This window comes from Streptomyces sp. URMC 127, from assembly GCF_051386535.1.
Taxonomy (GTDB): domain Bacteria; phylum Actinomycetota; class Actinomycetes; order Streptomycetales; family Streptomycetaceae; genus Streptomyces.
In genome coordinates, this window is sequence record NZ_JBPQTW010000021.1 from 1 (window position 1) to 24,649 (window position 24,649).

The 24,649-nt window shown below is 75.7% G+C and carries 16 protein-coding genes; 9 read left to right on the top strand and 7 right to left on the bottom strand.

The genetic code is table 11. The annotated features are described in order from the left end of the window. Positions 1-374: 374 nt before the first annotated feature. The 6 genes from ACSNOH_RS07685 to ACSNOH_RS07710 all read right to left on the bottom strand — a co-directional run bounded on the left by ACSNOH_RS07685 (position 375) and on the right by ACSNOH_RS07710 (position 14,353). A complete protein-coding gene (locus tag ACSNOH_RS07685; protein ID WP_436720449.1) occupies positions 375-3,026 on the bottom strand; it encodes a condensation domain-containing protein in 2,652 nt (883 codons plus the stop codon). Next, positions 3,023-7,051, bottom strand: a complete 4,029-nt coding sequence (locus ACSNOH_RS07690; protein WP_436720450.1) for an amino acid adenylation domain-containing protein — start codon at positions 7,049-7,051, stop codon at positions 3,023-3,025. The genes ACSNOH_RS07685 and ACSNOH_RS07690 overlap by 4 nt, the downstream gene beginning before the upstream one ends. A gap of 57 nt (positions 7,052-7,108) precedes the next feature. Then, positions 7,109-8,287 (bottom strand): acyl-CoA dehydrogenase family protein, encoded by a 1,179-nt coding sequence (locus tag ACSNOH_RS07695; RefSeq protein WP_436720451.1) that lies wholly within the window; start codon positions 8,285-8,287, stop codon positions 7,109-7,111. Next, positions 8,284-11,463 (bottom strand): non-ribosomal peptide synthetase, encoded by a 3,180-nt coding sequence (locus ACSNOH_RS07700; protein WP_436720452.1) that lies wholly within the window; start codon positions 11,461-11,463, stop codon positions 8,284-8,286. The genes ACSNOH_RS07695 and ACSNOH_RS07700 overlap by 4 nt, the downstream gene beginning before the upstream one ends. A gap of 131 nt (positions 11,464-11,594) precedes the next feature. Further along, on the bottom strand, positions 11,595-12,899 hold the full coding sequence (locus ACSNOH_RS07705; protein ID WP_436720453.1) for a non-ribosomal peptide synthetase: 1,305 nt from the start codon (positions 12,897-12,899) through the stop codon (positions 11,595-11,597). 269 nt (positions 12,900-13,168) lie between these two features. Continuing rightward, positions 13,169-14,353 (bottom strand): MFS transporter, encoded by a 1,185-nt coding sequence (locus tag ACSNOH_RS07710; RefSeq protein WP_436720454.1) that lies wholly within the window; start codon positions 14,351-14,353, stop codon positions 13,169-13,171. A gap of 338 nt (positions 14,354-14,691) precedes the next feature. Here ACSNOH_RS07710 and ACSNOH_RS07715 point away from each other — a divergent pair, with 338 nt between their 5' ends. The 4 genes from ACSNOH_RS07715 (at position 14,692) to ACSNOH_RS07730 (ending at position 17,789) form a co-directional block, all read left to right on the top strand. Further along, entirely contained in the window at positions 14,692-15,387 is a 696-nt protein-coding gene (locus ACSNOH_RS07715; RefSeq protein WP_436720455.1) for a ribonuclease H family protein, read from the top strand. 66 nt (positions 15,388-15,453) lie between these two features. Continuing rightward, on the top strand, positions 15,454-16,242 hold the full coding sequence (locus ACSNOH_RS07720) for a GNAT family N-acetyltransferase (RefSeq protein ID WP_436720456.1): 789 nt from the start codon (positions 15,454-15,456) through the stop codon (positions 16,240-16,242). Positions 16,243-16,426: 184 nt separating this feature from the next. Beyond that, on the top strand, positions 16,427-17,074 hold the full coding sequence (locus tag ACSNOH_RS07725) for a DUF4360 domain-containing protein (RefSeq protein WP_436720457.1): 648 nt from the start codon (positions 16,427-16,429) through the stop codon (positions 17,072-17,074). Positions 17,075-17,138: 64 nt separating this feature from the next. Then, entirely contained in the window at positions 17,139-17,789 is a 651-nt protein-coding gene (locus tag ACSNOH_RS07730) for a DUF4360 domain-containing protein (protein ID WP_436720458.1), read from the top strand. A gap of 117 nt (positions 17,790-17,906) precedes the next feature. Here the strand turns inward: ACSNOH_RS07730 and ACSNOH_RS07735 are convergent, their stop codons facing one another. Further along, a complete protein-coding gene (locus tag ACSNOH_RS07735; RefSeq protein WP_436720459.1) occupies positions 17,907-18,929 on the bottom strand; it encodes a TetR/AcrR family transcriptional regulator C-terminal domain-containing protein in 1,023 nt (340 codons plus the stop codon). 187 nt (positions 18,930-19,116) lie between these two features. Here ACSNOH_RS07735 and ACSNOH_RS07740 point away from each other — a divergent pair, with 187 nt between their 5' ends. The 5 genes from ACSNOH_RS07740 (at position 19,117) to cynS (ending at position 24,584) form a co-directional block, all read left to right on the top strand. Then, a complete protein-coding gene (locus ACSNOH_RS07740) occupies positions 19,117-20,247 on the top strand; it encodes an FAD-dependent monooxygenase (RefSeq protein ID WP_436720460.1) in 1,131 nt (376 codons plus the stop codon). Between the two features lie 46 nt (positions 20,248-20,293). Further along, complete coding sequence (locus ACSNOH_RS07745; RefSeq protein WP_436720461.1) at positions 20,294-20,707, top strand: thiol-disulfide oxidoreductase DCC family protein; 414 nt, start codon at positions 20,294-20,296, stop codon at positions 20,705-20,707. A 167-nt stretch (positions 20,708-20,874) separates the two neighbouring features. After that, the gene (locus ACSNOH_RS07750) at positions 20,875-23,304 is read left to right on the top strand and encodes a SpoIIE family protein phosphatase (protein WP_436720462.1); all 2,430 of its coding nucleotides are present in this window, start codon (positions 20,875-20,877) and stop codon (positions 23,302-23,304) included. A gap of 145 nt (positions 23,305-23,449) precedes the next feature. After that, the gene (locus tag ACSNOH_RS07755; RefSeq protein WP_436720463.1) at positions 23,450-24,037 is read left to right on the top strand and encodes a carbonic anhydrase; all 588 of its coding nucleotides are present in this window, start codon (positions 23,450-23,452) and stop codon (positions 24,035-24,037) included. Between the two features lie 76 nt (positions 24,038-24,113). Continuing rightward, complete coding sequence (gene cynS / locus ACSNOH_RS07760) at positions 24,114-24,584, top strand: cyanase (RefSeq protein ID WP_436720464.1); 471 nt, start codon at positions 24,114-24,116, stop codon at positions 24,582-24,584. Positions 24,585-24,649: the final 65 nt, after the last annotated feature.

Here is a 24,649-nt window from a genome sequence, read left to right on the forward strand (position 1 = left end):
GCGCTGATCAGCGCCGCCGCACCGGTGATGCCGCTCTGTGCTCCGGATCTTCTCGGTCTTCCCGGGCGCCTTCCGGGTCTGCGTAAGCCGGGCAAGGTGTCCCCCCTCGTCACGTGCCCGGCACTCGGGCGTGCCGGGGCAGGCGCCATGGAAGCGGGGGCGGCACCCTCCCATCAACGGTCCGCGCAGCCCCATGGGCAACTTTCGGCCCCTCGGCAGACGATCGTCCGTTTTGTGCCCGTGACGTCCGCCGGGCTCCGTCGTTCTTCACGGCGGGTGCACGTAATACCGTCGGGCCACCAGGGCGATGTCCTGGTGGCCCGACGGTTTTCCGGCGCGGTCAGGGCGTGCGGGTGGCCAGAGCGTACGGGTGGTCAGAGCGCCAGCATCGCCGCGATCGCCGAGCGCCAGTCCTCGCCGGGGCGCGGCACCAGCTCCTCGGCCAGGGCCTCGGCGCGGTAGCGGTGACGGTGCAGCAGGCCGGGCGCCGGGCCGCCGGCGACGACGGTGCTGGAGCTGCCCAGCAGCCGGATCAGCTCGGTGGCGAACTCCTCCCAGCCCACGTGCCCCCCGATGGCGTTGACCGTGCCCTGCGGGGGCCGTTCCGCGCACGTCACCAGGGCCCGGGCGAGCGCCGCGGCGTGGATCCACGGGGCGCCGGACCACCGGTCCCCGGAGGCGGGGACGGCGCCCGTCGCGGGCAGCACGACCGGCTCCCCGGCACGGGCCGCCTGGAAGAGCGCACCGGTCGCCCCCCAGCGCAGCTGGTCGCGCAGCCGGGGGTGCGGGCCCCACACGATCGGGGCCCGCACCACGGCGGCCCCGCCCCGGCCGCCCGTGCCCGCCGCCTCCCACAGCATCCGCTCGCAGGCGAGCTTGGCCCGCCCGTACGGGGTGAGCGGCTCCTGCGGTGCGGTGTCCTCGGCGACGTCGGCCGCCGAAGGCCGCCCGTAGGCGTCCACGCTGCTGACGAAGACGAACGAGCCGCGCCGCCAGCCGTCCAGCAGGGCCCGCATCGCCGCGACGTCCACGTCCGGGGAAGTGAACGTGCAGGCCGCGTGGATGACCGCGGTCACGTCGTCTGTGACGGCCGCGCGCAGGCTGTCCGCGTCGGCCAGGTCGCCCTCGGCGGCCTCCACCCCTTCGGCCGCCACCAGGTGCGCCGACTCGGGCCGTACGAGCGCCCGGACCGGCCGGCCGCGGGCCGCCAGCTCCCGCAGCACGAACGCCCCGACCCCGCCGGTGCCGCCGGTGACGAGGACCGTGCCCGCGGCGGAGCGCCGCCCGGCCGCCGCGGCGGCGCGGGGCGGCGGGCGGCGGCGCGCCCGCGCCCGCTCGTCCAGCAGTGCCCCCAGCGCCCGCGGGGTGCGCTGCTCCAGGACGTCGAGGCCCGTCAGGGGCACGTGCAGGCGCTCCCGGAGGCGCTCGGCGACCCGGACCGCGAGCAGGGAGTGCCCGCCGAGGAGGAAGAAGTCCCCCTCGGGGCCTGGGTGTTCGCCCAGCAGCTCGGCGAAGACCTCCGCGACGGCGGTGGCGGCGCCGTGGAGTTCCGCATCCGCGGGGGCCCCGGACGGCGCGGGAAGCCCAGCGGCCCCATCCATCTCCTGGAGCCGCCTGCCCGCCGTGTCCAGCGGCCGGTTCCCGCCCGCCGCCAGCGACGCCAGCACCTCCGCGAAGCCGTCCAGCAGCCGGCGGGCCGGCTCCTCGCCGAGGCGGCCGCGGTCGTAGCGCACCAGGCAGCGCGGACCGTCCTGCCCCCGGCCGGCCGTCCCCTCGTCCAGGTAGAGGCCGAGGCCGAACTTGACCCCGTCCAGGGGGACGTCCACGGGCTCGCATTCCGCCCCGGCCAGTCGCAGGACGGGCGGCGGGGCCAGGACGTCCGCGGTCACGCCCACCAAGGGGTTGCCGCCGGCGTCGCGGGCGGCGGCACCGAGCCGTTCGACCATGAGGTCGAACGGGACGTGCCGGTGGCGCTGCGCCTCCAGGAGCGCGTCCCGCACCCGCTCCAGCAGCGCGTGCGTGTCCCCGGCCCCGGACAGGACCGGCCGCACCGGGAGCGTGTTCACGCACAGGCCCACCAGGTCGCGCGCCCCCGCCGTGTCGCGGTGGCTGCTGGCGCAGCCGATGACGAGGTCCTCCTCGCCGGTCGCCTCCAGGAGCGCCGCGAACGCCGCGGACAGCACCACGGTGAACAGCGTGGCCCGGTGCGCGCGGCCCGTCGCCCGCAGCCCCTCGGCCGTTCCCGGTGGCAGGGGCACGGACAGCGTCCGCGCTTCGCCCCGGCCGCCGGGCTCCGCTCCGCCTTGAGGGAGGGGTACGGGGCGGGCGCCCGCGAGCCGCCCGGTCCAGTACGCGAGGCCCTCGTCCAGCGCCTGGGAACCGGCCCGCTCCCGCCGGGCGAAGTCCGCGTACCGCGGCGCGGCGCGCTCCGGCTCCGCGTCGCGTCCCGCGACCTCGGCGCGGTAGCGCTCGCCGAGCTCGCGGGCGATCACGTCCAGGGAGCCGCCGTCCACGGCGATGTGATGGAACGTCAGGAGCAGGGTGTGGTCGTCCGCGGCGTGCCGGACGTGCAGGGCCCGCAGCACGGGGCCGGCCGCGAGGTCGAAGCCGCGGGCCGCCTCCTCGGCCAGCACCTGCCGCGCGGCCTCCCCGGCGGCGGCATCGACGGTGCGCACAGGCACCTGCCGCACCTCCGTCACCTCCTGGCACGGCTCGCCGCCGCGCCGGCCGTAGCGCGTCCGCAGCACCTCGTGGCGGCGCACCAGGCCGGTGAGGGCCCGGCCGAAGGCCTCCGCGTCGAAGGAGCCGCGCACCCGCGTCGCGAACGGCACGTTGTAGACCGCGCCGCCCCGGCCCAGGCGCTCCATCAGCCACATCCGGTGCTGCGCGTGGGACAGCGGCGCGGGGCCGTCGTCCCCCGCGGGCGCGGGACCCTCCTGCCGGCGGGCCCGGGCGTCCGCGCTGCGGCGGCGGGCGCGCTGCAGCAGGGCCTCCTGCCGGGCGGCCTCCGAAGCCGTACCGCTCACAGCGCGGCCCCCGTCCGCTCGCCGTCCTGTTCCGTGCCGTCCGGCTCCTTGCCGTACGTCTCCGTCAGGGCCTCCTCGACCAGGGCCGCCTGTCCGGCCACCGTGGGCGCCGCGAAGAACGCGGCCAGCGTCAGCTCCACGCCGAGGTCCTCGCGCAGGTCGTCCACGACGCCCAGCGCGAGCAGCGAATGCCCGCCCAGGGCCAGGAAGTCCGCGTCCGGGTCGTCGACCTCGCACTCCAGTGCCCGCGCCCAGGCGTCGGCCACCGCCCGCTGCAGGGGCGTCAGCTCCGGCCGTACGGGCCCGGACGCGTTCCCCGGCTGCGGCAGGCCGGGCAGCGGCCGCGCGGCGAGCGCCCGCCGGTCCACCTTGCCGGTGCGCGTCAGCGGCAGGGCGTCCACCACGGACCACGCGTTGGGCAGCAGGTGCGCCGGCAGCCGCCCGGCCAGGTGGTCGCGCAGGGCCGCCACGGCGGGCTGCCCCTCGCCGTCGGGCACGACGAACGCGACCAGGCGCGCGTCGTCCTCGCCCGCCCGTACGACGGTCACCGCCGCGTCCGCCACCCGCGGGTGGTCGCGCAGGGCGTGCTCGATCTCGCCCGGCTCGATCCGGAAGCCGCGGACCTTGACCTGGTCGTCCACGCGGCCGTGGAACTCCAGCGTCCCGTCCGGGCGCGCCGACACGACGTCGCCCGTGCGGTAGAGCCGCCCCGCCGTCGGATGCTCCACGAAGCGCTCCGCGGTCAGGGCCTCCTGGCCCAGGTAGCCCGCCGCGAGGCGGGGCCCGCCGACCCACAGCTCGCCGCGCTCGCCGGGGGCCGCCTCCCGGCCGTGGTCGTCCATCACGTGCGCCGTCGCCCCGGCCACCGGGCGGCCGATCGGCGGCGGGGCGTCGCAGTCCGCGTCCCGCACGCGGTGTGCCGTCGCGAACGACGTGGTCTCCGTCGGACCGTAGCCGTTGACCAGCTCCAGCCACGGGTGCGCGCGCAGGACGGCGCGCGCGTGCCGCGCCGACAGCGCCTCGCCGCCCACGATCACCGAGCGCAGGACCGAGAAGAGCGGCGAGCGGCGCGCGGCGAGGTGGTGGAAGAGCGCCGTCGTCAGGAACGCCACCGTGGCGCCCAGGCGCTCCGCGTCCCGCGCCAGGCCCTCCAGCGACTGCCGTCCCGCCGTCGGGACGGCCGCGGCCGCGCCGTTGGCGAGGGCCGCCCACAGCTCGAACGGCGAGCCGTCGAAGGTCAGCGCCGAGTGGAACAGCACCCGGTCCCGGCCGGTGACCGTCAGGAAGTCCGGGTCGCAGGTCAGCCCCGCCACGCCGCGGTGGGTGATCGCCACGCCCTTCGGGCGGCCGGTCGAGCCCGAGGTGTACATCACGTACGCCGTCGCGCCGGGGTCGTAGGCGGGAGGCTCGGGCAGGTCGTTGTCGTCGGCGGCGTCGGTCCCGTAGCACCCGGCCAGGCCGCCCGCGGTCAGCGCGAGCGTCCGGACGGCCGGTATGCCCGCCGCTTCGAGCAGGTCCTTCTCGCCGACGACCAGGCAGACGCCCGCGCCGGCGAGCATCGCCTCGGTACGGGCGCGCGGGTACGCCGCGTCCAGCGGCACGTAGTGGCCGCCCGCCCACCAGACGGCGAGCTTCGCCACGACGATGCCCACCGAGTGCGGCAGCAGCAGCCCGACGGAGGTGCCGCGCCCGACCCCGCGGGCCCGCAGGGCCCCGGCGAGCCGGCGGGCGGCGGCGGTCAGCTCCCCGTAGGTGAGGGTGAGTTCGCCGTCCGTCACGGCGAGGGCGGACGGCTCTGCCGCGGCATGCGCGAGAACGCGCCCCAGAACGCCGCCGGGGCCGGTCGGGTCCGGCCCGACGGGGGTGGCCGAGGCGGCCGGGCATTCCGCCGGACCCTCGCCGTGGTGGTCGTCCGCCGTGGCGGCGGAGAAGAGGACCGGCTCGGCCGGGCCGAGGCCCTGGCCGGGCTCCACCGGGCGGGTGTCCGGGCCCTTGCCGTCACGAGTGTCCGCCGTGGCGGCGGGAAGGGCGGTCGACCCCTCCGGGTCGGTGGTGCCTGCTGGGCCGAGGCCCTGGCGGGGCTCGGCCGGGCGGGGGTGCGCGCCTTTGCCGTCGCGGGTGGCCGCCGTGGCGGCGGCAGAGGTGGCCGTCCCGCGGCGATCGGCCGCCCCCGCCGCACCCGGCGTGACCTCCCGGCGCGCGTCCACCAGTGCCGCCACGCCGCTCAGGTCCCGCTGGCGCAGGAGCTGCGGGGCGCGGAGCCGGACGCCGAAGCGTTCCTCCAGGGCCGTCAGCAGGCGTGCCGCGGTCAGGGAATCGCCGCCCGAGGCGAGGAAGTTGTCGCCGGGGCCCGTCTCCGGCCGGCCGAGGAGCTCCCGGCACAGCTCGACCACGAGCCGCTCCGTGTCCGTACCGGCGTCGTCGCCCGCCGCCGCGCGAGCGGTGCTCGCACCGGCCAGCAGCGCCGCCCGGTCCACCTTGCCGTTGGCGTCGAGCGGGAACGCCTCCACGTAGCGCAGCGCCGACGGCACCGCCTGCTCGGGCAGCCGGCCGCGCACCGCGTCCAGCAACTCGGCCGCAGGCAGGGCACCCGCCTCCGGCGCGAGCCGGACGAACGCGATCAGCCGGACGTCGCCGCCGGTGGCGGTCTCCGCCGCGACGACGGCCCGCAGGACCCGCGGGTCGTCCTCGAACGCGGCCTCCGCCTCGGCCGGTTCGATCCGGGCGCCACGCACCTTCACCTGGTCGTCCAGGCGGCCGAGGAACTCCAGGACGCCGTCCGGCCGCATCCGCACCCGGTCCCCGGTGCGGTAGACGCGGCCGGTTCCGGTCACCCCGGGCGGCGGGGCGACGAAGCGGCGGGCGGTGAGGGCCTCGTCCAGGTACCCGCTCGCGAGCCCGGCGCCGCCGATCCGCAGTTCGCCCGCCTCGCCGCGCGGCACGACGCGCCCGTCGGGGCCGGTGACGCACACCACGGTGCCGTCGACGGGTGTGCCGATGGGCGGGGGAGTGCCGGGGGCGTCGCCGCCGGAGGCGAGGTCGTGGGCGGTCGCCACGACGGTGGCCTCGGCCGGCCCGTACGCGTTGTCCACGCGCGCGGTGACACCCGGTCCGGGGCGGCGGCGCAGCCGGTCGCCGCCGATGCTGAGGTGGCGCAGCGCCGGGAGGTCCGGCCAGGGGCGTTCGAGGACGATCTCGGCGAGCGGGGTGGGCAGGATGGCCACGGCCACGCCCGCCCGCCGCCACCAAGCGGTGAGGACCTCGGGGTCCCAGCGGACGTCGTCCGGGGGCACGGCGAGGGCGCCGCCGGAGGTCAGGGCGGCCCACAGCTCCAGGACGTGCGGGTCGAAGGAGACACCGACGAGCAGGCTGTGCCGGTCGCCGGGCCGGGCGGCGGTGCGCGCGGCGTACCAGCGCAGCCGGGCGGCGAGCGCGGTGCCCGGCACGGCCACGGCCTTGGGAACACCGGTCGAGCCGGAGGTGAGCACCGCGTAGAAGGTGCCGTCCGGGGCGGCGGGGCGCTCCGCGCCCGGGCTGGCGGCGGGGAACGCCGCGACGGCCTCGCCGGGCGCGTTGGCGCCCTCGGAGGGCAGCGGCAGGGAGAGCCGCTCGGCGCCCGCGTACCCCTCGGGCAGCGCCTCGGGCGCGCCGATCAGGCAGGCGACGCGCAGCCCGTCCGCGACCGCGGCCAGCCGCCGCTCGCCGGGGCGTGGCCCCAGCGGGAGGTAGACGGCGCCGAGCCGGGCCACGGCGACGGCCGTGGCGGCCAGGGCGGCGGAGCGGTCCAGGCAGACGGCCACGAGGTCGCCGGGCCGCACCCGGCCGCGCAGCGCGTCGGCCGTCCGCCCGGCGAGGGCGTCGAGTTCGGCGTAGGTCCAGGTCAGGTCGCCGTCCTCGACGGCGGGCGCGTCCGGCGCGGCGGAGACGTGGTGGGCGTACCGGGCCAGGACGTCGTCCCAGCCCTCAGCGGTGGCGGTGCCGCCATGTGCAATGGACAGGTGTTCAGCCATGTGTGAAGAAGTCATGGTTCCTCCGTGACGTCGTCGGCAGGAGAAGGGATGGCAAAGAGGGCGCGGGCGCGGTCAGCCCAGCCCCATCGCCCGGGCGACGATCACCTTCTGGATCTCGGAGGTCCCCTCGATGATCGTCATCATCCGGACGTGCCGGTAGAGGAATTCCAGGGGGTGGCCGCGCACCCACCCCGTCGCCCCGTGCACCTGCAGCGCCCGGTCGACGACGCGGACCGCGGTCTCGGAGGACGTCAGTTTGGCGAGCGCCGCGTTCTCCGGGGCCTCCACGCCGTCGTCCACCAGCCGCGCGCACGCCAGCGTCAGCAGCTTGGCCGCCTCCACCTCCGCCCGGCTGCTCACGAGATGCTCCTGCACGTGCTGGTACGCGCCGATGCGCTCCCCGAACGCCTTCCGCTCGCGCGCGTACCCGGCCCCGAGCTCCAGCGCGTACTCGGCGATGCCGTTGCACATCGCCGCCACCACGAGCCGGCCCCGCGAGAGGCTGTCCATGCCGTCGCCGAGCGCGGCGCCCACGCCCGCCCCGCCGCCGATGACGGCGTCGGCGGGCAGCCGCACCTCGTCGAGCACGAGCTCGTACAACTCCTCGCCGGACATGCCCTCGTAGCGCTGGCCGACGCGCAGCCGCGGGCGGTCCATGGCCGTGACGAACGCGGTCGGCCCGAGGTCCTTGCCGTCGCCGTCCACCGCCCGGGCCACGACGATGACGAAGTCGGCGTGCCCGGCGTTGCTGACGAACGTCTTGCGCCCCGACAGAACCCAGTCGCCGTCCGCGTCCTGCCGCGCGGTCGTGCTGAGGCGGAACGCGTCCGACCCGGCGTTCGGCTCGGTCAGGGCGAGGCAGCGCGTCGCCTCGCCCCGCACGAGCGGCTTCAGGTACCGCTCGATCTGCGCTTGCGTGCCCCGGCGCAGCAGCGGGCTCGGGCCGTCGGACCCGGCGAGCGCGTACGGGGCGAGCGGGCAGCCGCTGCGCCCGGCGGCGTGGTGCAGCATGACCACGGCGGTGAACGGCATGCCGGAGCCGCCGAGTTCCTCGGGGTGGTCACCGGCGTAGAAGCCCAGTTTCGCCGAGCGGCGGCGTACGTACGTACGGAGCTCGGCCGGCGGCAGGCCCCCGTCCTCGGGGAGCTCGGCGGCCAGCGGTTCCAGCTCCCGGCGGACGAACGCGGTGAAGGCGGCGGCGACGTCGCGGTGCTCGGTCTCCAGGACCGACGAGGGGGCGGCGTTGCTCATCGTGCGGCCTCCGTCAGGGCGCGGGCCTGGTCGGCGAGGACGGGGTGCTGGAAGAGGACGCGCAGGGGCGGGCGCGAGCCGAGCCGGGGCTCCAGCCACGCGGCGAGGTGGGCGGCCAGCAGGGAGTGCCCGCCGACCTGGAAGAAGTGGGACGACGGCGAGAACCGGTCGTGTCCCAGCACCTCCCGCCAGCCCTCCGCGAGCAGGGCGACGTGCGGGTCGGTGCTGCCGTGCTCCCCGTGCTGCTCGTGGTCCTCCCGCTGCTCCGGGCCGCCGGCGGCCGTCGCTTCGGCGGCGAGGCGGGCCAGCGCGGCGCGGTCCGGCTTGCCGCCGGGCAGCACCGGCATCGCCGCGGGCCGGAGCCAGCGCGCGGGGACGAGCGCGGCGGGCAGCCGCTCGGACAGCGCCTTGTGCAGCAGGGCCTGATCGATCTCCTCCCCGCCGTCGGCGAAGCCGGTCAGGCAGGGGGCTCCGCCGGCGTCGTGGGCGAGGACGACCGCGCACGAGCGGCCGCCGAGCACGTCGGAGGCCACGGCCTCGATCTCTTCCAGCTCGATGCGGTAGCCGCGCAGCTTGACCTGGTTGTCCCGGCGTCCGAGGAACCACAGCAGGCCGTCGCGGTCGCGGTATCCGAGGTCGCCGGTCAGGTAGGCGCGGGCTCCGCCGAGCGCGGGCACGGTCACGAACCGGGCCGCCGTCGCCTCGGCGGCCTCACCGCCGCCGAGGTAGCCGTCGGCGAGCGCCGCGCCCGAGACGGCGAGTTCGCCGACCGCGCCCACCGGCAGCGGCCGCAGACCGGTGTCCAGGACGTGGACGCCGACGCCCGGCAGGGCGGTCCCCAGCGGGACTTCGCCCTCCCCGGCGGCGCCGGCGCCCTCGCGGGTCACTTCGTGGACCGTGGAGGTGATGGTCGCCTCCGTCACCCCGTACGCGTTGAGGACCGTCGCGTCCGTGGCGGCGAGGACGTCCCGCAGGGCGGCGGACGGCAGCCGCTCGCCGCCGGCGACCAGCAGCCGTGGCTTCCACATGCCTTCGCGGAGCGCCTCGCACAGCTCTTCCCGTACGGCCAGGAGGTAGCTCGTCGGCAGGTTGGCGACGGTGACGCGGCGGGCCGCCAGGACGGCGACCAGCTCGGCCGCTGTCGGCACCTCCCGCTGCGGCACCACCAGGCACGCACCGGCCAGCAGGGACGGCAGCACCTCCTCCAGCGCCACGTCGAACGAGGGCTGGGCGAAGAGCAGCGCCCTGTCGTCCGGGCGCAGCCCGAAGCGCCCCGCCACGACCGTCATGTGGTGGGCGAGCGCGGCGCGGCCCACGGCCACGGCCTTGGGCAGGCCCGTCGAACCGGAGGTGTGGATGACGTACGCGCCGTCGTCGATGCGCGCCGCGGGCGCCGCGGCGGGGAACGGCCCGTCGCCGCCGGGCAGCGCGACCGGGGCCGGCAGGCCCTCCGCGGGCAGGGCGAGGGCGCTCTCGCGGTCCGTCAGGACGAGGGCCGGGGACAGGCGGCGCAGCAGCGTCTCCAGGCGGCTCGCCGGGTCGTTGGGCGACAGCGGGCAGTACACCGCGCCCGTGCGCAGGCACGCGAGCAGCGTTACGACGGTGTCCACGCCGCGCGGCAGGACGGCCGCGACCGGCTGCCCGGCGGTGACGCCCGCCGCGCGCAGCCGCCCGGCCAGCTCGTCGGCCATGCGGCCGAGTTCACCGTAGGTGATCTTCCGGGCGCCGCTGACGAGGGCGGGGGCGCCGGGGTCGTGCCGGGAGACGGGGTCGAGGACGGCGCCGGGGTCCACCGGCTCCCCGGCCGGCGTTGGTGCAGACCCCTCCGGCAGGCGTTCCGGCTGCGCGCCGAGTGCCGCGAGCGGTGCCTGCGGCTCCTCCAGATAGGCCCGGACGAGACCGAGGAAGCGGTCGGCGAGCAGCCGGGCGGCGTCCTCGTCGAACAGGTCCCGGTCGTAGTCCCACACCAGCGTCATGCCGGCCGGGCCGCTCCGCGGGCCGACCGTGCGCCGGTCGTCCGGGAGCAGCACCAGGTCCAGGTCGAAGCGCGTGGTCCCGGTGTTGAAGCCCTCGAACAGCGACACCTCCAGGCCCGGCACGCCGATCTCCGGCAGCGCCGCGTCGTGGGCGCTGAACATGACGCTGAACAGCGGGTTGTCCGCGCCGGACGTGTGCAGGCCCAGCTCGCGGGTGAGCACCTGCACCGGCACGTCCTGGTGCGGCAGGGACCGGATGAGGCTGTCGGTGACCTCGTCGACCGCCTCGTCCGCACCGGCCGCCGGGTCGAGGCGCAGCCGCAGCGGGATCGTGTTGACGAACATGCCGGCGGCCTGCTCGAAGCCCTCGGGGCGGTTGCCGACCGCCGTGCCGACGACCAGGTCGGCGCGGCCGCTGTGGCGGCGCAGCAGCTCGGCGAAGAGCGCGAGGAGCGTGGAGAACGGGGTGTGGCCCTGGGCGCGGCTGTGGGCGCGCAGGCGCTCGGCCAGCTCCGCGTCCACGGACTGGCGCAGCTGCCCGCCCGCGTGCCGGCGCCGGGCGCCGGGCCGGGCGAGGCCGGGCAGCGGCAGGCCGAACGACGCGTCGGCCAGCTCGCGTTGCCAGTACTCAAGGCCCGCCGCGCGCCGGGCCTCGCGCTCGGGGCTGCCGGCCGCTTCGATGTGATCGGTGTACGAGGGGGCGGGCGGCAGGTCCGCCCGCTCGCCGAGCACGCGCGCCCGGTAGACGGTGAACACGTCGTTCAGCAGGATCGCGAACGAGTGCCCGTCGTGGACGAGGTGGTGCTCGACGTGCACGAGCCGGTGGTGGTCCGGGCCCAGCCGCACGAGGCACCAGCGCAGCAGCGGCGCCTCGTGCACGTCGAGCGGCGTCTCGGCCTCGGTGCGCAGCAGCCCGGCGAAGGCCGCCTCCGGGTCCGCCTCGCCGCCGAGGTCGGCGGTGCGCAGCCGGGGCGCGCAGTGCTCCCGCACGCGCTGGCCGGGCAGGCCGCCGGGGGAGTCGACGAGTTCGAGGCGCAGGCCGGGGTGGCGGTCGAGGGCGGCCGCCAGGCCCTCGCGGAGCGCGTCGCCGTCGAGGGCGCCCCGCAGGTCCACGGTGGCGGTGAAGTTGTAGGCGCGGCTGCCGGGCTGCATCTGCTCGTGCAGCCAGACGATCTCCTGGGATGTGGAGAGTCCGAACATGATCAGCCTTTCCTGTTCCGGTTCGGTTGTGTCACGGGCCGGGGCCGGTGGGCCGGTGCGGCCGGTGGAGCGGCGCCCCGGGGGCCGCGCGCCGGTCGGGCGGCGCGGCACGGGGCCGGTGCGCGGCGAGCTCAGCCCGCGGGCGCGGGCTGGGCGGCCGGTGTGTCCAGTGCCTCGGTCAGGGAGGCGAAGGCCGCCTCCGCGCGGTCGTCCGCTACGGCCGACCGGTCCCAGGCCATGCGGACGAGCAGGTCGGTGCCGTAGGAGACGGAGACGGCGAAGGGGGCCTGGAGCGGGCGGCCGTCGAGGTGGATCTCCTGCCCCGTGGCGCCGCCGAGGGCGAGCGGCGGGCGGCGGCCGAGGTCCTCGAAGGTGAGGAGGCCGTCGAGCCGCCCCGTCCAGGCCGCCCCGGCCCGCCGGGCCGCGTGGACGACCTCGTCGAACGGGGTGTCGGCGTGGTCGAGGTCGTCCCACCACGCGGCGGCCCGCCCGGCGGGGTCGCGCTCGTCCGCCGGGTGGGCGACCGTGTTGAGGAAGCAGCCCAGGACCGGGGCGGCGGCCGGGGGACGGCCGCCCCACGGATAGCCCAGGACCGGTACGGAGCCCGGGCCGTGGAGCGTGCGGGCCGCGGTGACGCAGGCGCCGAGGAGGGCGGGGAAGGCCGTGGCCCGCCCGCCGCCGTCCCCGCCGAGGGGCAGCCGGCGCAGGGCGCTGCCCGTACCGGCTGTTGACGGGGCGTCAGCTGGGCGGGCGGCGTTGCCGCGTATGCCTGCCAGGCGCCGGGCCCAGTACGCGAGGGCGTCCGCGTGCGACGCCTTCTCCTCCGCGGCGAGCTGCAGGTGCACGGCGTCCCGGTAGGCGGCCAGGCCGTCCGCCACCGCGTCCGCCGGCGCGTCCAGCGGCCCCCGCCCGTCGCGGTACGCCTCGGTCAGGCCCGCCGTGATCAGGCCCAGCGACTGCTCGTCGCAGGCCGCGTGGTCCAGGACGAGCGCGAGGACCTCCTCGCCACCGTTGCCGCCGGCCGCGAGGAGGAACTGCAGCGGCGGCACGGCGGCCGGCAAGGCACCCAGGGCGCGCAGCAGCGCCTCGCGGGCGGACTCCCCGGGGCGCGGCAGGACGCGCCGGACGTGCCCGGCGGGCGCGCCGGGCACCTGCAGCGGCACCCCGCGCTCCACCAGCTGCCGCGCCCGCAACGCCGGGTGCAGCGCGGCCAGATGACCGGCGGCCGCCCGCAGCCGCTCCGGGTCGACCGCCCCCGCGGGGAAGGAGAAGAACAGCGGCACGAGAGCGGCCCGCCCCGCCGGATCGAGCCGCCGGGCGAGGAGGAAACGCCGCTGCGCACCCGTGACGGGCAGAGCGCCGCCGGGCCCGCCGTCGCCGCCGGCGAGGCGCCGGTAGCGGGCGAGGTAGGACGAGGTGATGGTGCCGGATTGCACGGTGACCTCCTGCGCGCCGGTGGGCGCGGCAACTCGTGGGACGAGAGGGGCGGTGGGCAGGGACGGGCCGGCGATCTGCGGGCGCCTGCCGCGGGCGTGGCGGTAACGGCGGGCCGGTGCGCCGGGCCGGGACGGTTCGCAGGTCCCGGGCGGCGCGAGAGCGGGCGGGGGTCGGTTTCGGTTCGGGGCGGCTACGATTCGGGGCGGCGGACCCGCCCGCCGGCGCGGTCGTACGCTGCAGGCCCGCCCAGGGCCCGGCCCCGTCCGGGTCAGCCGGTGACCGCCCGCGCGGCCGGCAGGTCGCGCAGGCCCCGCAGGGGGGAGGCCAGCAGCGGCACCGGCACCAGCAGGATCCCGGCGGCGCACAGCCACACTGCCGTGCGCGCCCCCGCGGCCTGCGCGACCGCTCCGCCCGCCAGCGCCCCGAGCGGCATCGTGCCCCACACCATGAAGCGCAGTGTGGCGTTCATGCGGCCCAGCAGCTCGTCCGGGCAGAGCAGTTGCCGGAAGCTGACCTGCGCGACGTTGTAGACGACGGCGCCGAAGAACACGGCCGCTGACGCGAGGGCGAACAGCGCGGCGGACGCGCCCCGGCCGGCCAGCGGCCACAGCAGGGCGAACGGCCCGGTGACCACGGTCGACAGCCAGATTACTCTCGCCTGCCCGACCGCGCGCGCGAGCGCCCCCGCGCACAGGGCGCCGGCCAGGCCGCCGACCGCCGAGGCGGACATCATCAGACCCATAACGCCCGGCGGCAGTTCCAGCACGCGCACCAGGAACACCGTCTGGACCGCCACGAGCATCGCGGTGAAGAAGTTCGCGAGCGCCGTGGCACAGGCGATCATGCGCAGGACGGGGTGCCGGAAGACGAAGGCGAGCCCCTCCGCGACCTGGGCGCGCAGCGGCACGCCCGGCGCGGGGACGGGCTCCGGCTCGCGGGCCCGTATGCCGCGCAGGAAGACCGCGGACAGCAGGTAGCCCAGTGCGTCGGCGAGCAGGGCGAAGGGCGCTCCGAGGAGCTGGACCAGGGCGCCGCCCAGCCCGGGGCCCGCCACCTGGGCCGACGAACGGGCCGTCTCCAGGGCGCCGTTGCCCGCGACCAGCTGCTCACGGGGCAGCAGGGACGGCAGGTAGCTCTGGTGCGCGATGTCGAAGAAGACGGTGGCCACGCCGGTGACCAGGGCGACCACGTACAGCTGCGCCATGGTCAGCGCCCCGGCCCAGGCGGCGAGCGGCAGGGTCGCCATCGCCGCCGCGCGGACGACGTCGGCGCGGATGAGGACGGGCAGCCGGCGCAGCCGGTCCAGCCACGCCCCGGCCGGCAGGCCGACCAGCAGGAACGCCGCGGTCTCGGCGGCGGTCAGCAGCCCCGCCTCCAGGGGAGAGGCGTCGAGCGCGACCACGGCGACCAGGGGCAGCGCCACCACGGTCACCTGAGCGCCGATCTGGCTCACCGCGGCACCGGCGAGAAGGAGACGGAAGTCCCCGTTCCGTAAGACGCCACCGCCGTGAGGCTTCATTGACAACATTTGGCAGACATTTGGGCATGACGTGGCGCTCAGTCAAAAATGACGGGCATTTTCGGTCATTAGCATTCTCAATATGGACAACTCCCGTGGACCGCTGGGTGAACCGGTGCCGCCTGTCATCTGAACGGCACTCGCTGTGACCTGCGGCGGCCGGGTCGGCCACGCCGCGCGTACGATCCGCGGGGCCTCTTGTGCGAATGTCCGGTATTCGGTGCCCGCACACCGCAGAACGGCCGCCTCCGGATCCCTGGCATCATCGAGGGATGTCTGAACAGATCATCGCCGCCTGTGACGGGGCATCGAAGGGCAACCCGGGGCCCGCCGGCTGGGCCTGGGTCGTCGCCGACGCGACGGGCGCCCCCGAGCGCTGGGAGGCCGGCCCGCTGGGCCGGGCGACCAACAACATCGCGGAGCTGACCGCCCTGGAGCAGCTCCTGGAGGCCACGGACCCCGCCGTTCCCCTGCAGGTGCGGATGGACTCGCAGTACGCGATGAACGCCGTCACCAAGTGGCTGCCCGGCTGGAAGCGCAACGGGTGGAAGACCTCGTCCGGCTCGCCCGTGGCCAACCGCGAGCTCGTCATCCGCATCGACGCCCTCCTCGCGGGCCGCGCCGTCGAGTTCCGCTACGTGCCGGCCCACCAGGAGAACGGCGACCCCCTGAACGCGATCGCCGACCAGGCGGCCAGCGACGCGGCCGCCCAGCAGCAGGCCGCCGGCACCGCGCACGGGGCCGCGGCCCTGCCCGTGCCGGTCCCGCGCGAGCCCTCGGCGGCCCGGCGCACCGGCCCGCCCAAGAGCCGCCGGCCGCGCACCTCCGGGGCGCGCTCCTCCGGCACGGCGACGATCAAGGCGAAGTTCGCGGGTCGGTGCCCGTGCGGCCAGTCGTACGCCGCGGGCGAGAAGATCTCCAAGGGCGAACGCGGCTGGGGCCACCCGGCGTGCGCCGCCGGCGCGTAACCAGGCGTGTAAACCAGGCACGTAAACCATTCGCGTCCCGAGCGTCCCGCTGCCTAGGGTCGCCGCATGCCCGGCACGGACGACACCAGCGCAGCACTCCGGCGGATCCTCGCCTTCCTGCGGGACTTCGCCCGCCGCCAGGCGGAGCGCACCGCCGCCGTCCCCGGCGGCTTCGCGGTCCGGGACGACGCCTTCGCCCACTCCCGGGCGGACAACCAGCTCGTCGTCGGCGCGGCGGTCGACCCCGCCGCGCTGCCCGCCCTCGCGGACGAGGCGCTGGGAGACCTGCCGTACCGCATGATCACGGTGCTCGACGACGCGGCCGGGACGGCCTGCGCAGAGCCGCTGCGCCGCGCAGGTTACGAGCACTCCACGCACCTGGTGATGCTGCACTCCGGCCCGGTGCGCCCCGCCGCGCGCGAGGCGGAGACCGTGGACCTGGAGGCGCTCCGGGCACCGCTCGCCCGGAGCTGGCGCGGCTTCCTGCCGGACGCCGGCGAGGAGGTCGTGCGGCAGCTGGTCGAGCGGCGCTCGGCCCGGCGGCGCGGCGCCCCCGACGTCCGCTTCGTCGGCTCGCGCGGCGAGGACGGCGCGATCGCGTCCTGGGCCGACCTCTACCTGGACGCGGCGTCCGGACTGGCGCAGGTGGAGGACCTCGTGACGGCCGCGGACCGGCTCGGGCGCGGCCACGCCGACGCCGTGCTCGCAACCGCCCTGCGCCTGGCCGCCGGAGCGGGCTGCGGCACGCGCTTCCTGATCGCCGACGCGGCGGACTGGCCGCGCCGGTGGTACGCCCGCCGCGGCTTCCGGGAGATCGGCTGCACGCACGTCTTCGCGCGCGTGCAGCGCGCCTGACCCGTAGAGCGTCCGGCAGGTGGTGTGCACGCGCCTGCCGGGGCCCCTGAGGTGACCGGCCGGTCCGCCGGGGTGGCTCAACCTGACCTGTACATGCCCTCTCCTCGGTGGTGCCATGGGCCGCGCGCACCGCCTCCCCGTGCCGGGGAGCGTGCGGAAAGCACGGCAAAGGAAGGGGAATCCCATGTTCAGACCGGTGCTGACCGCCGGCGCGGCCGTGGCCCTGGTGGCCGCCGCGTCCTTCGCACCGTCCTCCGCCTCGTCGCAGGGGGTGCCTCCGCCGGACAGGGTCGTCATCGACGTCGTGGCCGTCAACGGATCGGGCTGCCCCGCGGGAACGGCCGCCGTGGCCGTCGCCCACGACAACACGGCCTTCACGGTGACCTACAGCAGGTACCTCGCGCAGGTGGGCGTCGGCGCCAAGCCCACCGACTTCCGCAAGAACTGCCAGCTCGGCCTGAACATCCACGTCCCGCAGGGCTTCACCTACGCCGTCGCCAAGGCGGACTACCGCGGCTTCGCGCACCTGGAGAGCGGGGCCTCGGGCATGGAGCGGGCCAGCTACTACTTCCAGGGCATGTCCCAGACGACCTCGGTGAGCCACCGCTTCACGGGCCCGGTCAGCGACGACTGGCAGACGACGGACGTGACGGGAGCCGCCGACCTCGTCTACGCCCCCTGCGGCGTGTCGCGGATCCTCAACGTCAACACCGAGCTCCGCGTGGGCGCCGGCTCCTCGGACCCGGCGACGACCACCAGCTTCATGGCCATGGACTCGACGGACGGCAGCGTCAGCACGGTCTACCACTTCGCCTGGAAGGAGTGCCCCTGACCGCTGACCGGCCGCCTTCGGGCGCACGAGTCCGTCCGTGGAAGAGGAAGCAGGAGGTACCTCCATGTTGGGACCGGTGGCGATCGGCTGTGCTGCCGTGGCCATGTTCGCCGCTCCGGTGGCACCGCCGTCAGCCGCTCCGTACGGGGAACCTCCTCCCGACCGGATCGTGATCGACGTCGTCGGGGTCAACGGCTCGGGCTGTCCGGCGGGGACGGCCAACGTGACCGTCTCGCCGGACAACACCGCCTTCACCGTCACCTACAGCAGCTACACGGCCCAGGTGGGCGTCGGCGCCAAGCCCACCGACTTCCGCAAGAACTGCCAGCTCAGTCTCAACGTCCACGTCCCGCAGGGCTTCACCTACGCCGTCGCCAAGGCGGACTACCGCGGCTTCGCGCACCTGGAGAAGGGTGCCACCGGCCTGCAGCGGGCCACCTACTACTTCCAGGGCATGTCGCAGTCCACGTACGTGAACCACCCCTTCACCGGTGCGCTCCACGACAACTGGCAGGCGTCCGACAGCACCGGCATCGACGCCCTGGTCTACGCCCCCTGCGGGGCGGTCCGCTACTTCAACATCAACACGGAACTGCGCGTGGACGCCGGCTCCTCGGACCCCACGCGGACCACCAGCCTCCTGGCGATGGACTCGACGGACGGCAGCATCAACACGCTCTACCACTTCGCCTGGAAGCCCTGCCCCCGTCCCTGACGCCGCTTCACCGGCCCGACGGCCGGACCGGCCCGGTCCGTACGCGAGGACCGCGGCCCGCGTCCGGCCGCACAGGCCGTTTCCGGCCACGCGGCCGGCCTGCCTGGCGTGATCGCCCTAGGGGCGCCGCCCCGCCGCGGCCGGGGGCGGGTTTTCGATCCGGGGGGTCAGGCCGTCCAGCATGGCCGTGAGACCGAGTTCGAAGACCTCGTCGAGGTGCAGGTCGTAGCCGTCGCCGGCGTCGAGGGAACGCAGCACCTCGGCGAAGACGGGGTAGCGGCCGGACGCGGCGAGCGCGTCGAAGGCCGCGGCCTGGGAGTCCATCCACTCCTCGTCGGTCAGGCCGGTGTCGCTCGCCGCCTGCCGCTCCCGCTCCAGGTGGACCGCGGTGCCCTGCACGTAGCTGTAGATCAGCACGTTCAGGTTGAACATCGCCACCGGGGCGAGGCCGTGCCCGTCGAGGGCGGCGACCATCCACTCGGAATACGTGAAGAGGTGCGGCAGGGCGAGCGGGCGGGTGAGGGGACCGGTGTGCGCGAGCCAGGGGTGCGCGCGGTGGACGGCCCACAGCCCGCGGGCGCCCGCTTCCAGGCGCTGCCGCCAGCCGGCGGGGGGCTCGGCGGGGTAGGGGAGTTCGGCCAGCACGGCGTCGGCCATGAGGCACACCAGGTCGTCCTTGCTGTTGACGTAGCGGTAGGGCGACATGGCCGCGACCCCGAGCCGGCCGGCGACGCCGCGCATGGAGAGCGCGGCGAGCCCTTCGGCGTCGGCAATGGCAATGGCGGCGCGGACGATGCGGTCACGCGTGAGCTCATGGTCGCTCGTCCCGGCACCGGCACCGGCACCGATGCCGACGCCGGGGCCTGCCGCGGGCGCAGGCGCGGCCGCGGCCCCCGGCTCCGCCGCCGGCTGCCGGTCCGGGCCCGCGACGACGGTGCCCGCGCGCGGCCGGGCCCGGACGAGACCCTCCTGGCGCAGGGTCGTCAGCACCTTGGTGGCGGTGGCGAGCGCCACGTTCCACTCCTGGGCGATCTGCCGGGTGGACGGCACGCGGTCACCCGGCGCCAGCTCGCCGTCGGTGATGCGGCGGCGCAGTTCGGCGGCGATGCGCAGGTACGGCGGGACCAATTTTCCGGCCACGGGACGGCCTCCTCTGTCTGTACTAGTACACAGGCTACCAGGGAAAGGGCCGGGAAGATGCTGGTGGAGCCCGTATCTGTACTAGTTCAGAGCTGGTTGGCGGCCACTTGGCAGGTGTGCGTGTACGCCGTACATTCAGATGCGTACAGCGTACGAACCCACAACCGCTCCAGCGAAGGTGATTCCCATGCAGTCCGTCCTCGTCTCCGGTGCCGGCATCGCCGGCCTCTCGCTCGCCTACTGGCTCCGCCGCAACGGCTTCGCCGTGACCGTGGTCGAGCGGGCCCCCGCCGTCCGCCCGGGCGGCCAGGCGATCGACGTGCGCGGCGTCGCCCTGGACGTCCTCGACCGGTCCGGGATCCTGGAGGAGGCCCGCGCCGTCCGCACCCGCCTGCGCGGCATGACCATGCTCGACGGCCAGGGCAACGAGACGTGGCGCTCCACCGAGATGACCCTGAGCGGCGGCCGGCTCGACAGCCCGGACATCGAGCTGCTGCGCGAGGACCTCACCGAACTGCTGCTCCGTCAGGCGCTCGACGCAGGAACCGAGTTCCTCTACGCCGACTCCGTCACCGCGCTCGACGACCGCGCCGACGGCGTCCGGGTGAGCTTCGAGCGGAGCCCGGAGCGCGCCTTCGACCTCGTCGTGGGCGCCGACGGCCTGCACTCGAAGGTGCGGGCGCTGGCCTTCGGCCCGGAGCGGGACTACGTCCAGCACCTCGGCGCCTACCTCACGGTCTTCAGCGCACCCAACTTCCTGGGCCTCGACAACTGGGAGATATGGCTCAACGACGAGTCGTCCGGCACCCGCACCGCGAGCTGCTGCGTCTACCCCGTACGCGACAACACCGAGATCAGGGCCACCCTCGGCTTCGCGGCCGGCGCCATCGCCTACGACTACCGCGACACCGCCCAGCAGAAGGCCCTCATGGCCGAGCGGCTGGCACACGTGGGCTGGGAGACGCCCCGGCTGCTGCAGGCCATGCACGAGGCCCCGGACTTCTACTTCGACCAGATGGCCCAGATCCGCATGGACCGCTGGACCGGCGGCCGGGTGGCGCTCCTCGGCGACGCGGGCTACTGCCCCTCGCCGCTCTCCGGGCAGGGCACGAGCCTGGCGCTCGTCGGCGCCTACGTGCTGGCCGCCGAGCTCGGCAAGCGGGACGGCGGCGGGCACGCCGCCGCGTTCGCCCGCTACGAGGCCCGCATGCGCCCGTTCGTCGCCCTCAACCAGGCCCTCGCGCACGAGCACGCGGCCGGCGACCACTCGGAGGAGTCGCTGGAGAAGGCGAAGAACGGCATCGCGCTCGACGGGTGAGCACCCCCGGCGCCCGCTTGCCTTCCGGCGCGGGCATGATGGCCCCATGGGAACCCGGCCTGTGCTCGTCTACGACGGTGACTGCGGCTTCTGCACCACCTCGGTGCGGTTCGCGGAGAAGTACGTCCGGCCGCGCTGCACCGTCGTCGCCTGGCAGTTCGCCGACCTGGAGGAGCTGGGCGTCACCCGGGAGCGGGCCGAGCACGAGCTGCTGTGGATCGCCCCGGGCGGCGCCGTTCACGGCGGCGCCCAGGCCGTCGCCAAGCTGCTGCTCAGCGCGCCCGGAGCCTGGGCCGTCCCGGGCGCCGTGCTCACCCTGCCGCCGGCCCGCTGGGCCGGCCACCGCCTGTACCGGCTGATCGCGGACCACCGGCACCGGCTCCCCGGCGGGACGGCCGCCTGCGCACTGCCCGCGGACCGCCGGCCCGGCTCCCGGCAGCGGCAGCCCGGCACGCCCTGAGGCGGCTCTCCGGCCGCAGCCCCTACTCCGTCCGGGCGAGCGCGGACCACCGCGCGCACCCTCCCGGCCCGGCGCCCGGCAAGCGCCGGTGCCCGGCACGCATCACTGTGGAAGGAGAGACGCGGAGAGACGCCGACCGCGGCGCGCCCGGCGGAAGGAGGCCCTGGGTGACGGACAAACCCATCACGCTCTTCCACGAGAGCCCCGAGGACCCCTTCTCGGTCGGCAACTCGGTCTCGGCCGTGCTGGACCACCGGGGAACCGTCGTGGGCTGGGGCGACCGGGCCGAAGCCCTCCTCGGCCACCGCGCCGCCGACATCATCGGCAGACCCGCGCTCGGCACCCTGGTGGACCCCGCGGACCACGAGCGGGTCCTGGCCGCGGTGGCCGCCTGCCTGGCGGCGGACGGCTGGTTCGGCGTCGTGCCCGTCCGCCACCGCGACGGGCGGCACGTCCCCGTGGGCGTGCGGGCCCGCTGCGTCACCCGCGGCAGCCCCGACTGCGAGTGGTTCCTGGTCGGCGCGCCCGCCGAGGACGTGGCCCAGTGGGAGACGGACCGGTCGGTCCTCGACGGCCTGTTCCGGCGCGCGCCCATCGGCCTGGCCGTCCACGCCCCCGACCTCAGCATCCTGCGGATCAACCGGGCCGTCGCCCGGATCGGGGGCATCACCGCCGAGCAGGCGCGGGGCCGCAGGACGGGCGACTTCATCGTGGCGGCGGACACCGAGACCGTGGAGCGCGGTCTGCAGCACGTCCTGGACACCGGACGCCCCATGATCTTCACCGAGCAGCCGTGCCGGCTGCGCAGCGACCCCTCCCGCATCCGCTACGTCTCGGTCTCCGCGTTCCGTATGGAGGATTCCGCCGGGGACATCCTCGGCGTCACCCAGTTGGTCGAAGACGTCACCGAACGCGAGCGGGCCCGGCGCCGGCTGGCCCTGCTCAACGAGGCGGGCGCCCGCATCGGCACCACGCTGGACGTCACCACCACCGCGCGCGAGCTCGCCGACGTCCTCGTCCCCGAACTCGCCGACTGCGTCACCGTCGACCTCCTCGAACCCGTCAGCCGCGGCGAGGAGCCTTCGCAGGACGGCTTCGGGCCCGTCCGCCGGACCGCCATCAGGACCGACATCCCGGGCGCCGAAGAGGCCCTCAACCCGCTCGGCGGCCTCATCCGCTTCGGCCCCGAGACCCCCCAGGGCCGGTGCCTCGCCGAGCAGAGCGCCTTCCTCGCGCCGGAGCTCCGCACGCCGGGGAACCACGACGACGTCGCCCAGGAACGCGCCGGCCACGCCCGCGCCCTGGGCGCCCACTCCGTCATGATGCTGCCGCTGGCCGCCCGCGGCCTCGTCCTCGGGCTCGTCAGCCTCTGGCGCTCCCGCTGCCCCGAGCCGTTCGAGGAGGACGACCTCACCCTCGCCGGGGAGTTCGCCGCCCGTGCCGCCGTCTGCATCGACAACGCCCGCCGCTACACCCGCCAGCACCAGGCGGCCCTCACCCTCCAGGTCCGCCTGCTGCCCGGCGCGCTCCCCGAGCTGCCCGCCGCCGAGATCGCCCACCAGTACATCCCCGCGGGCGCGGTGGAAGGCGTCGGCGGCGACTGGTTCGACGTCATCCCGCTGTCCGGGGCGCGCGTCGCCCTCGTCGTCGGCGACGTCATCGGGCACGGCATCGACGCGGCGGCCACCATGGGCCGCCTGCGCACCGCCGTCCACACCCTCGCCGAACTCGACCTCGACCCCGACGAGGTCCTCTCCCATCTCGATGACCTCGTCCACGGCCTCGCCGCCGAACAGGAGCACAACAGCCGTGACTTCCCCCTCGACCAGGTCACCGGCGCGAGCTGCCTCTACGCGGTCTACGACCCGGTCTCCCGCTGCTGCTCCCTGGCCCGCGCCGGCCACCCGCCCCCCGCCCTGGTGACCCCCGACGGGAAGGTGACCTTCCCCGACCTTCCCGCCGGGCCCCCGCTCGGCCTCGGCGGCCTGCCCTTCGAGGCCACCGAGCTCGAACTGGCCGAGGGCAGCCTCCTGGCCCTCTTCACCAACGGGCTCATCCAGACCCCCGCCCTCGACGTGGACGAAGCGCTCGACCGCCTCTCCCGCGAACTCGCCCGCCCGGGCCACCGCCTGGACGAGAAGGCCAAGGCCGTCGTGGACGCCCTCCTGCCCGCCCAGCCCGGGGACGACGTCGCCCTCCTCCTCGCCCGCACCCGCGTGCTCCCGGAGTACTGCGTGGCCACCTGGACGCTCCCGGCGGACCCGCGCGCCGCCGGGCAGGCCCGCACGCTGATGACCGACCAGCTCGCCGCGTGGGGGCTCGACGACCTGGTCTTCACCACCGAACTCATCGTCAGCGAGCTCGTCACCAACGCCTACCGCTACGCCGGCGGGCCGGTCACCCTGCGGCTCATCCGCGGCCCCCGCCTCATCTGCGAGGTCTCCGACACCAGCAGCACCGCCCCCCACCTGCGCCGGGCCCGGTCGACCGACGAGGGCGGCCGCGGCCTCTTCCTCGTCGCCCAGCTCACCGAGCGCTGGGGGACGCGCTACGGGCGCGAGGGCAAGACGGTCTGGACGGAGCAGCAGCTGCCGTGAGCTCCCCGGCCGGGCCCGCCCCGGGCGACTCCCATAGATGAGATCTATAGGAGTAATGGATTCCAGCTCTTGGACGCTATAGGCCCAGGTCATGCATGGTGGAACGCGTCAGCCCACGGGGCCGGCAGCCACCGAAGGAGTGACCATGCAAGACCTCACCGAGGGCGTCGCGCGTTTCCAGCGGGACGTCTACCCCGCCAAGGCCGAGCTTTTTGCCCGCCTGGCCGCGACCCACCGCCCGACGACGCTGTTCATCGGCTGTTCCGACGCCCGGGTCGTGCCCGAGCTCATCACCCAGAGCGAGCCCGGCGAGCTGTTCGTCATCCGCACGGCCGGCAACCTCGTACCCGCCTACGCGCCCGGTACGGACGGCGTCGCGGCCGGCATCGAGTACGCGGTCGCCGCTCTGGGCGTCAGCGACATCGTCGTCTGCGGGCACTCCGCCTGCGGCGCGATGACGGCCCTGGCCGAAGGCCACGACCTGGACACCCTGCCGGTGACCGCCGACTGGCTGCGCCACGCGGACGCCGCACGGGCCCGCACCACGGTCGCCGGGGTGGACGCCCTCGTGCGGAGCAACGTCCGCGCCCAGCTGGCGAATCTGGTCACCCACCCGTCGGTGGCCCGTGCTCTCGCGCAGGGCACCGTCACGCTGCACGGCTGGTGCTACGACATCGGCAGCGGCACCGTCGAGGAACTCGACGTCGCGAGCCCCCTCACCGCAGTGGCCTGATCGCCCGGCCCACGCCTCTCCGCCGGGCACGACCCCTGTCATGCACGACGCCTCACCCACGGAAGGAACCTCTACCATGATCCACGCCCAGTTCGACCCCACCGCCCGTCAGGCCCTGGCCGCCGAGGCCGTCGAGGCCAAGGTCCGCAAGGACCTGTCCTGGCAGCAGATCGCCGACGCCGCGGGCCTGTCGGTCGCCTTCGTCACCGCCGCCGTCCTCGGCCAGCACCCGCTGCCCAAGGCCTCGGCCGAGGCCGTCGCCGAGCTGCTGGGCCTCGACGGCGACGCCGCCACGCTGCTGCAGACCATACCGACCCGCGGCTCCATCCCCGGGGGCGTCCCGACCGACCCGACCATCTACCGCTTCTACGAGATGCTCCAGGTCTACGGCACGACCCTCAAGGCCCTGGTCCACGAGCAGTTCGGCGACGGCATCATCAGCGCGATCAACTTCAAGCTGGACGTGAAGAAGGTCGCCGACCCCGAGGGCGGCGAGCGCGCCGTGATCACCTTCGACGGCAAGTACCTCCCGACCAAGCCCTTCTGACGCGCCGTCCGGCCCGCTCCGGACTTCCGCCCCGCCGCCCCGCGCACCACCCGAGGAGCACACCC

Coding starts and splice junctions, on each gene's coding strand:
- cynS (WP_436720464.1), top strand. CDS start 24,114: ATGATCCACGCCCAGTTCGACCCCACCGCCCGTCAGGCCCTGGCCGCC.
- ACSNOH_RS07740 (WP_436720460.1), top strand. CDS start 19,117: ATGCAGTCCGTCCTCGTCTCCGGTGCCGGCATCGCCGGCCTCTCGCTC.
- ACSNOH_RS07720 (WP_436720456.1), top strand. CDS start 15,454: ATGCCCGGCACGGACGACACCAGCGCAGCACTCCGGCGGATCCTCGCC.
- ACSNOH_RS07690 (WP_436720450.1), bottom strand. CDS start 7,051: ATGACTTCTTCACACATGGCTGAACACCTGTCCATTGCACATGGCGGC.
- ACSNOH_RS07715 (WP_436720455.1), top strand. CDS start 14,692: ATGTCTGAACAGATCATCGCCGCCTGTGACGGGGCATCGAAGGGCAAC.
- ACSNOH_RS07755 (WP_436720463.1), top strand. CDS start 23,450: ATGCAAGACCTCACCGAGGGCGTCGCGCGTTTCCAGCGGGACGTCTAC.
- ACSNOH_RS07745 (WP_436720461.1), top strand. CDS start 20,294: ATGGGAACCCGGCCTGTGCTCGTCTACGACGGTGACTGCGGCTTCTGC.
- ACSNOH_RS07730 (WP_436720458.1), top strand. CDS start 17,139: ATGTTGGGACCGGTGGCGATCGGCTGTGCTGCCGTGGCCATGTTCGCC.
- ACSNOH_RS07700 (WP_436720452.1), bottom strand. CDS start 11,463: ATGTTCGGACTCTCCACATCCCAGGAGATCGTCTGGCTGCACGAGCAG.
- ACSNOH_RS07695 (WP_436720451.1), bottom strand. CDS start 8,287: ATGAGCAACGCCGCCCCCTCGTCGGTCCTGGAGACCGAGCACCGCGAC.
- ACSNOH_RS07725 (WP_436720457.1), top strand. CDS start 16,427: ATGTTCAGACCGGTGCTGACCGCCGGCGCGGCCGTGGCCCTGGTGGCC.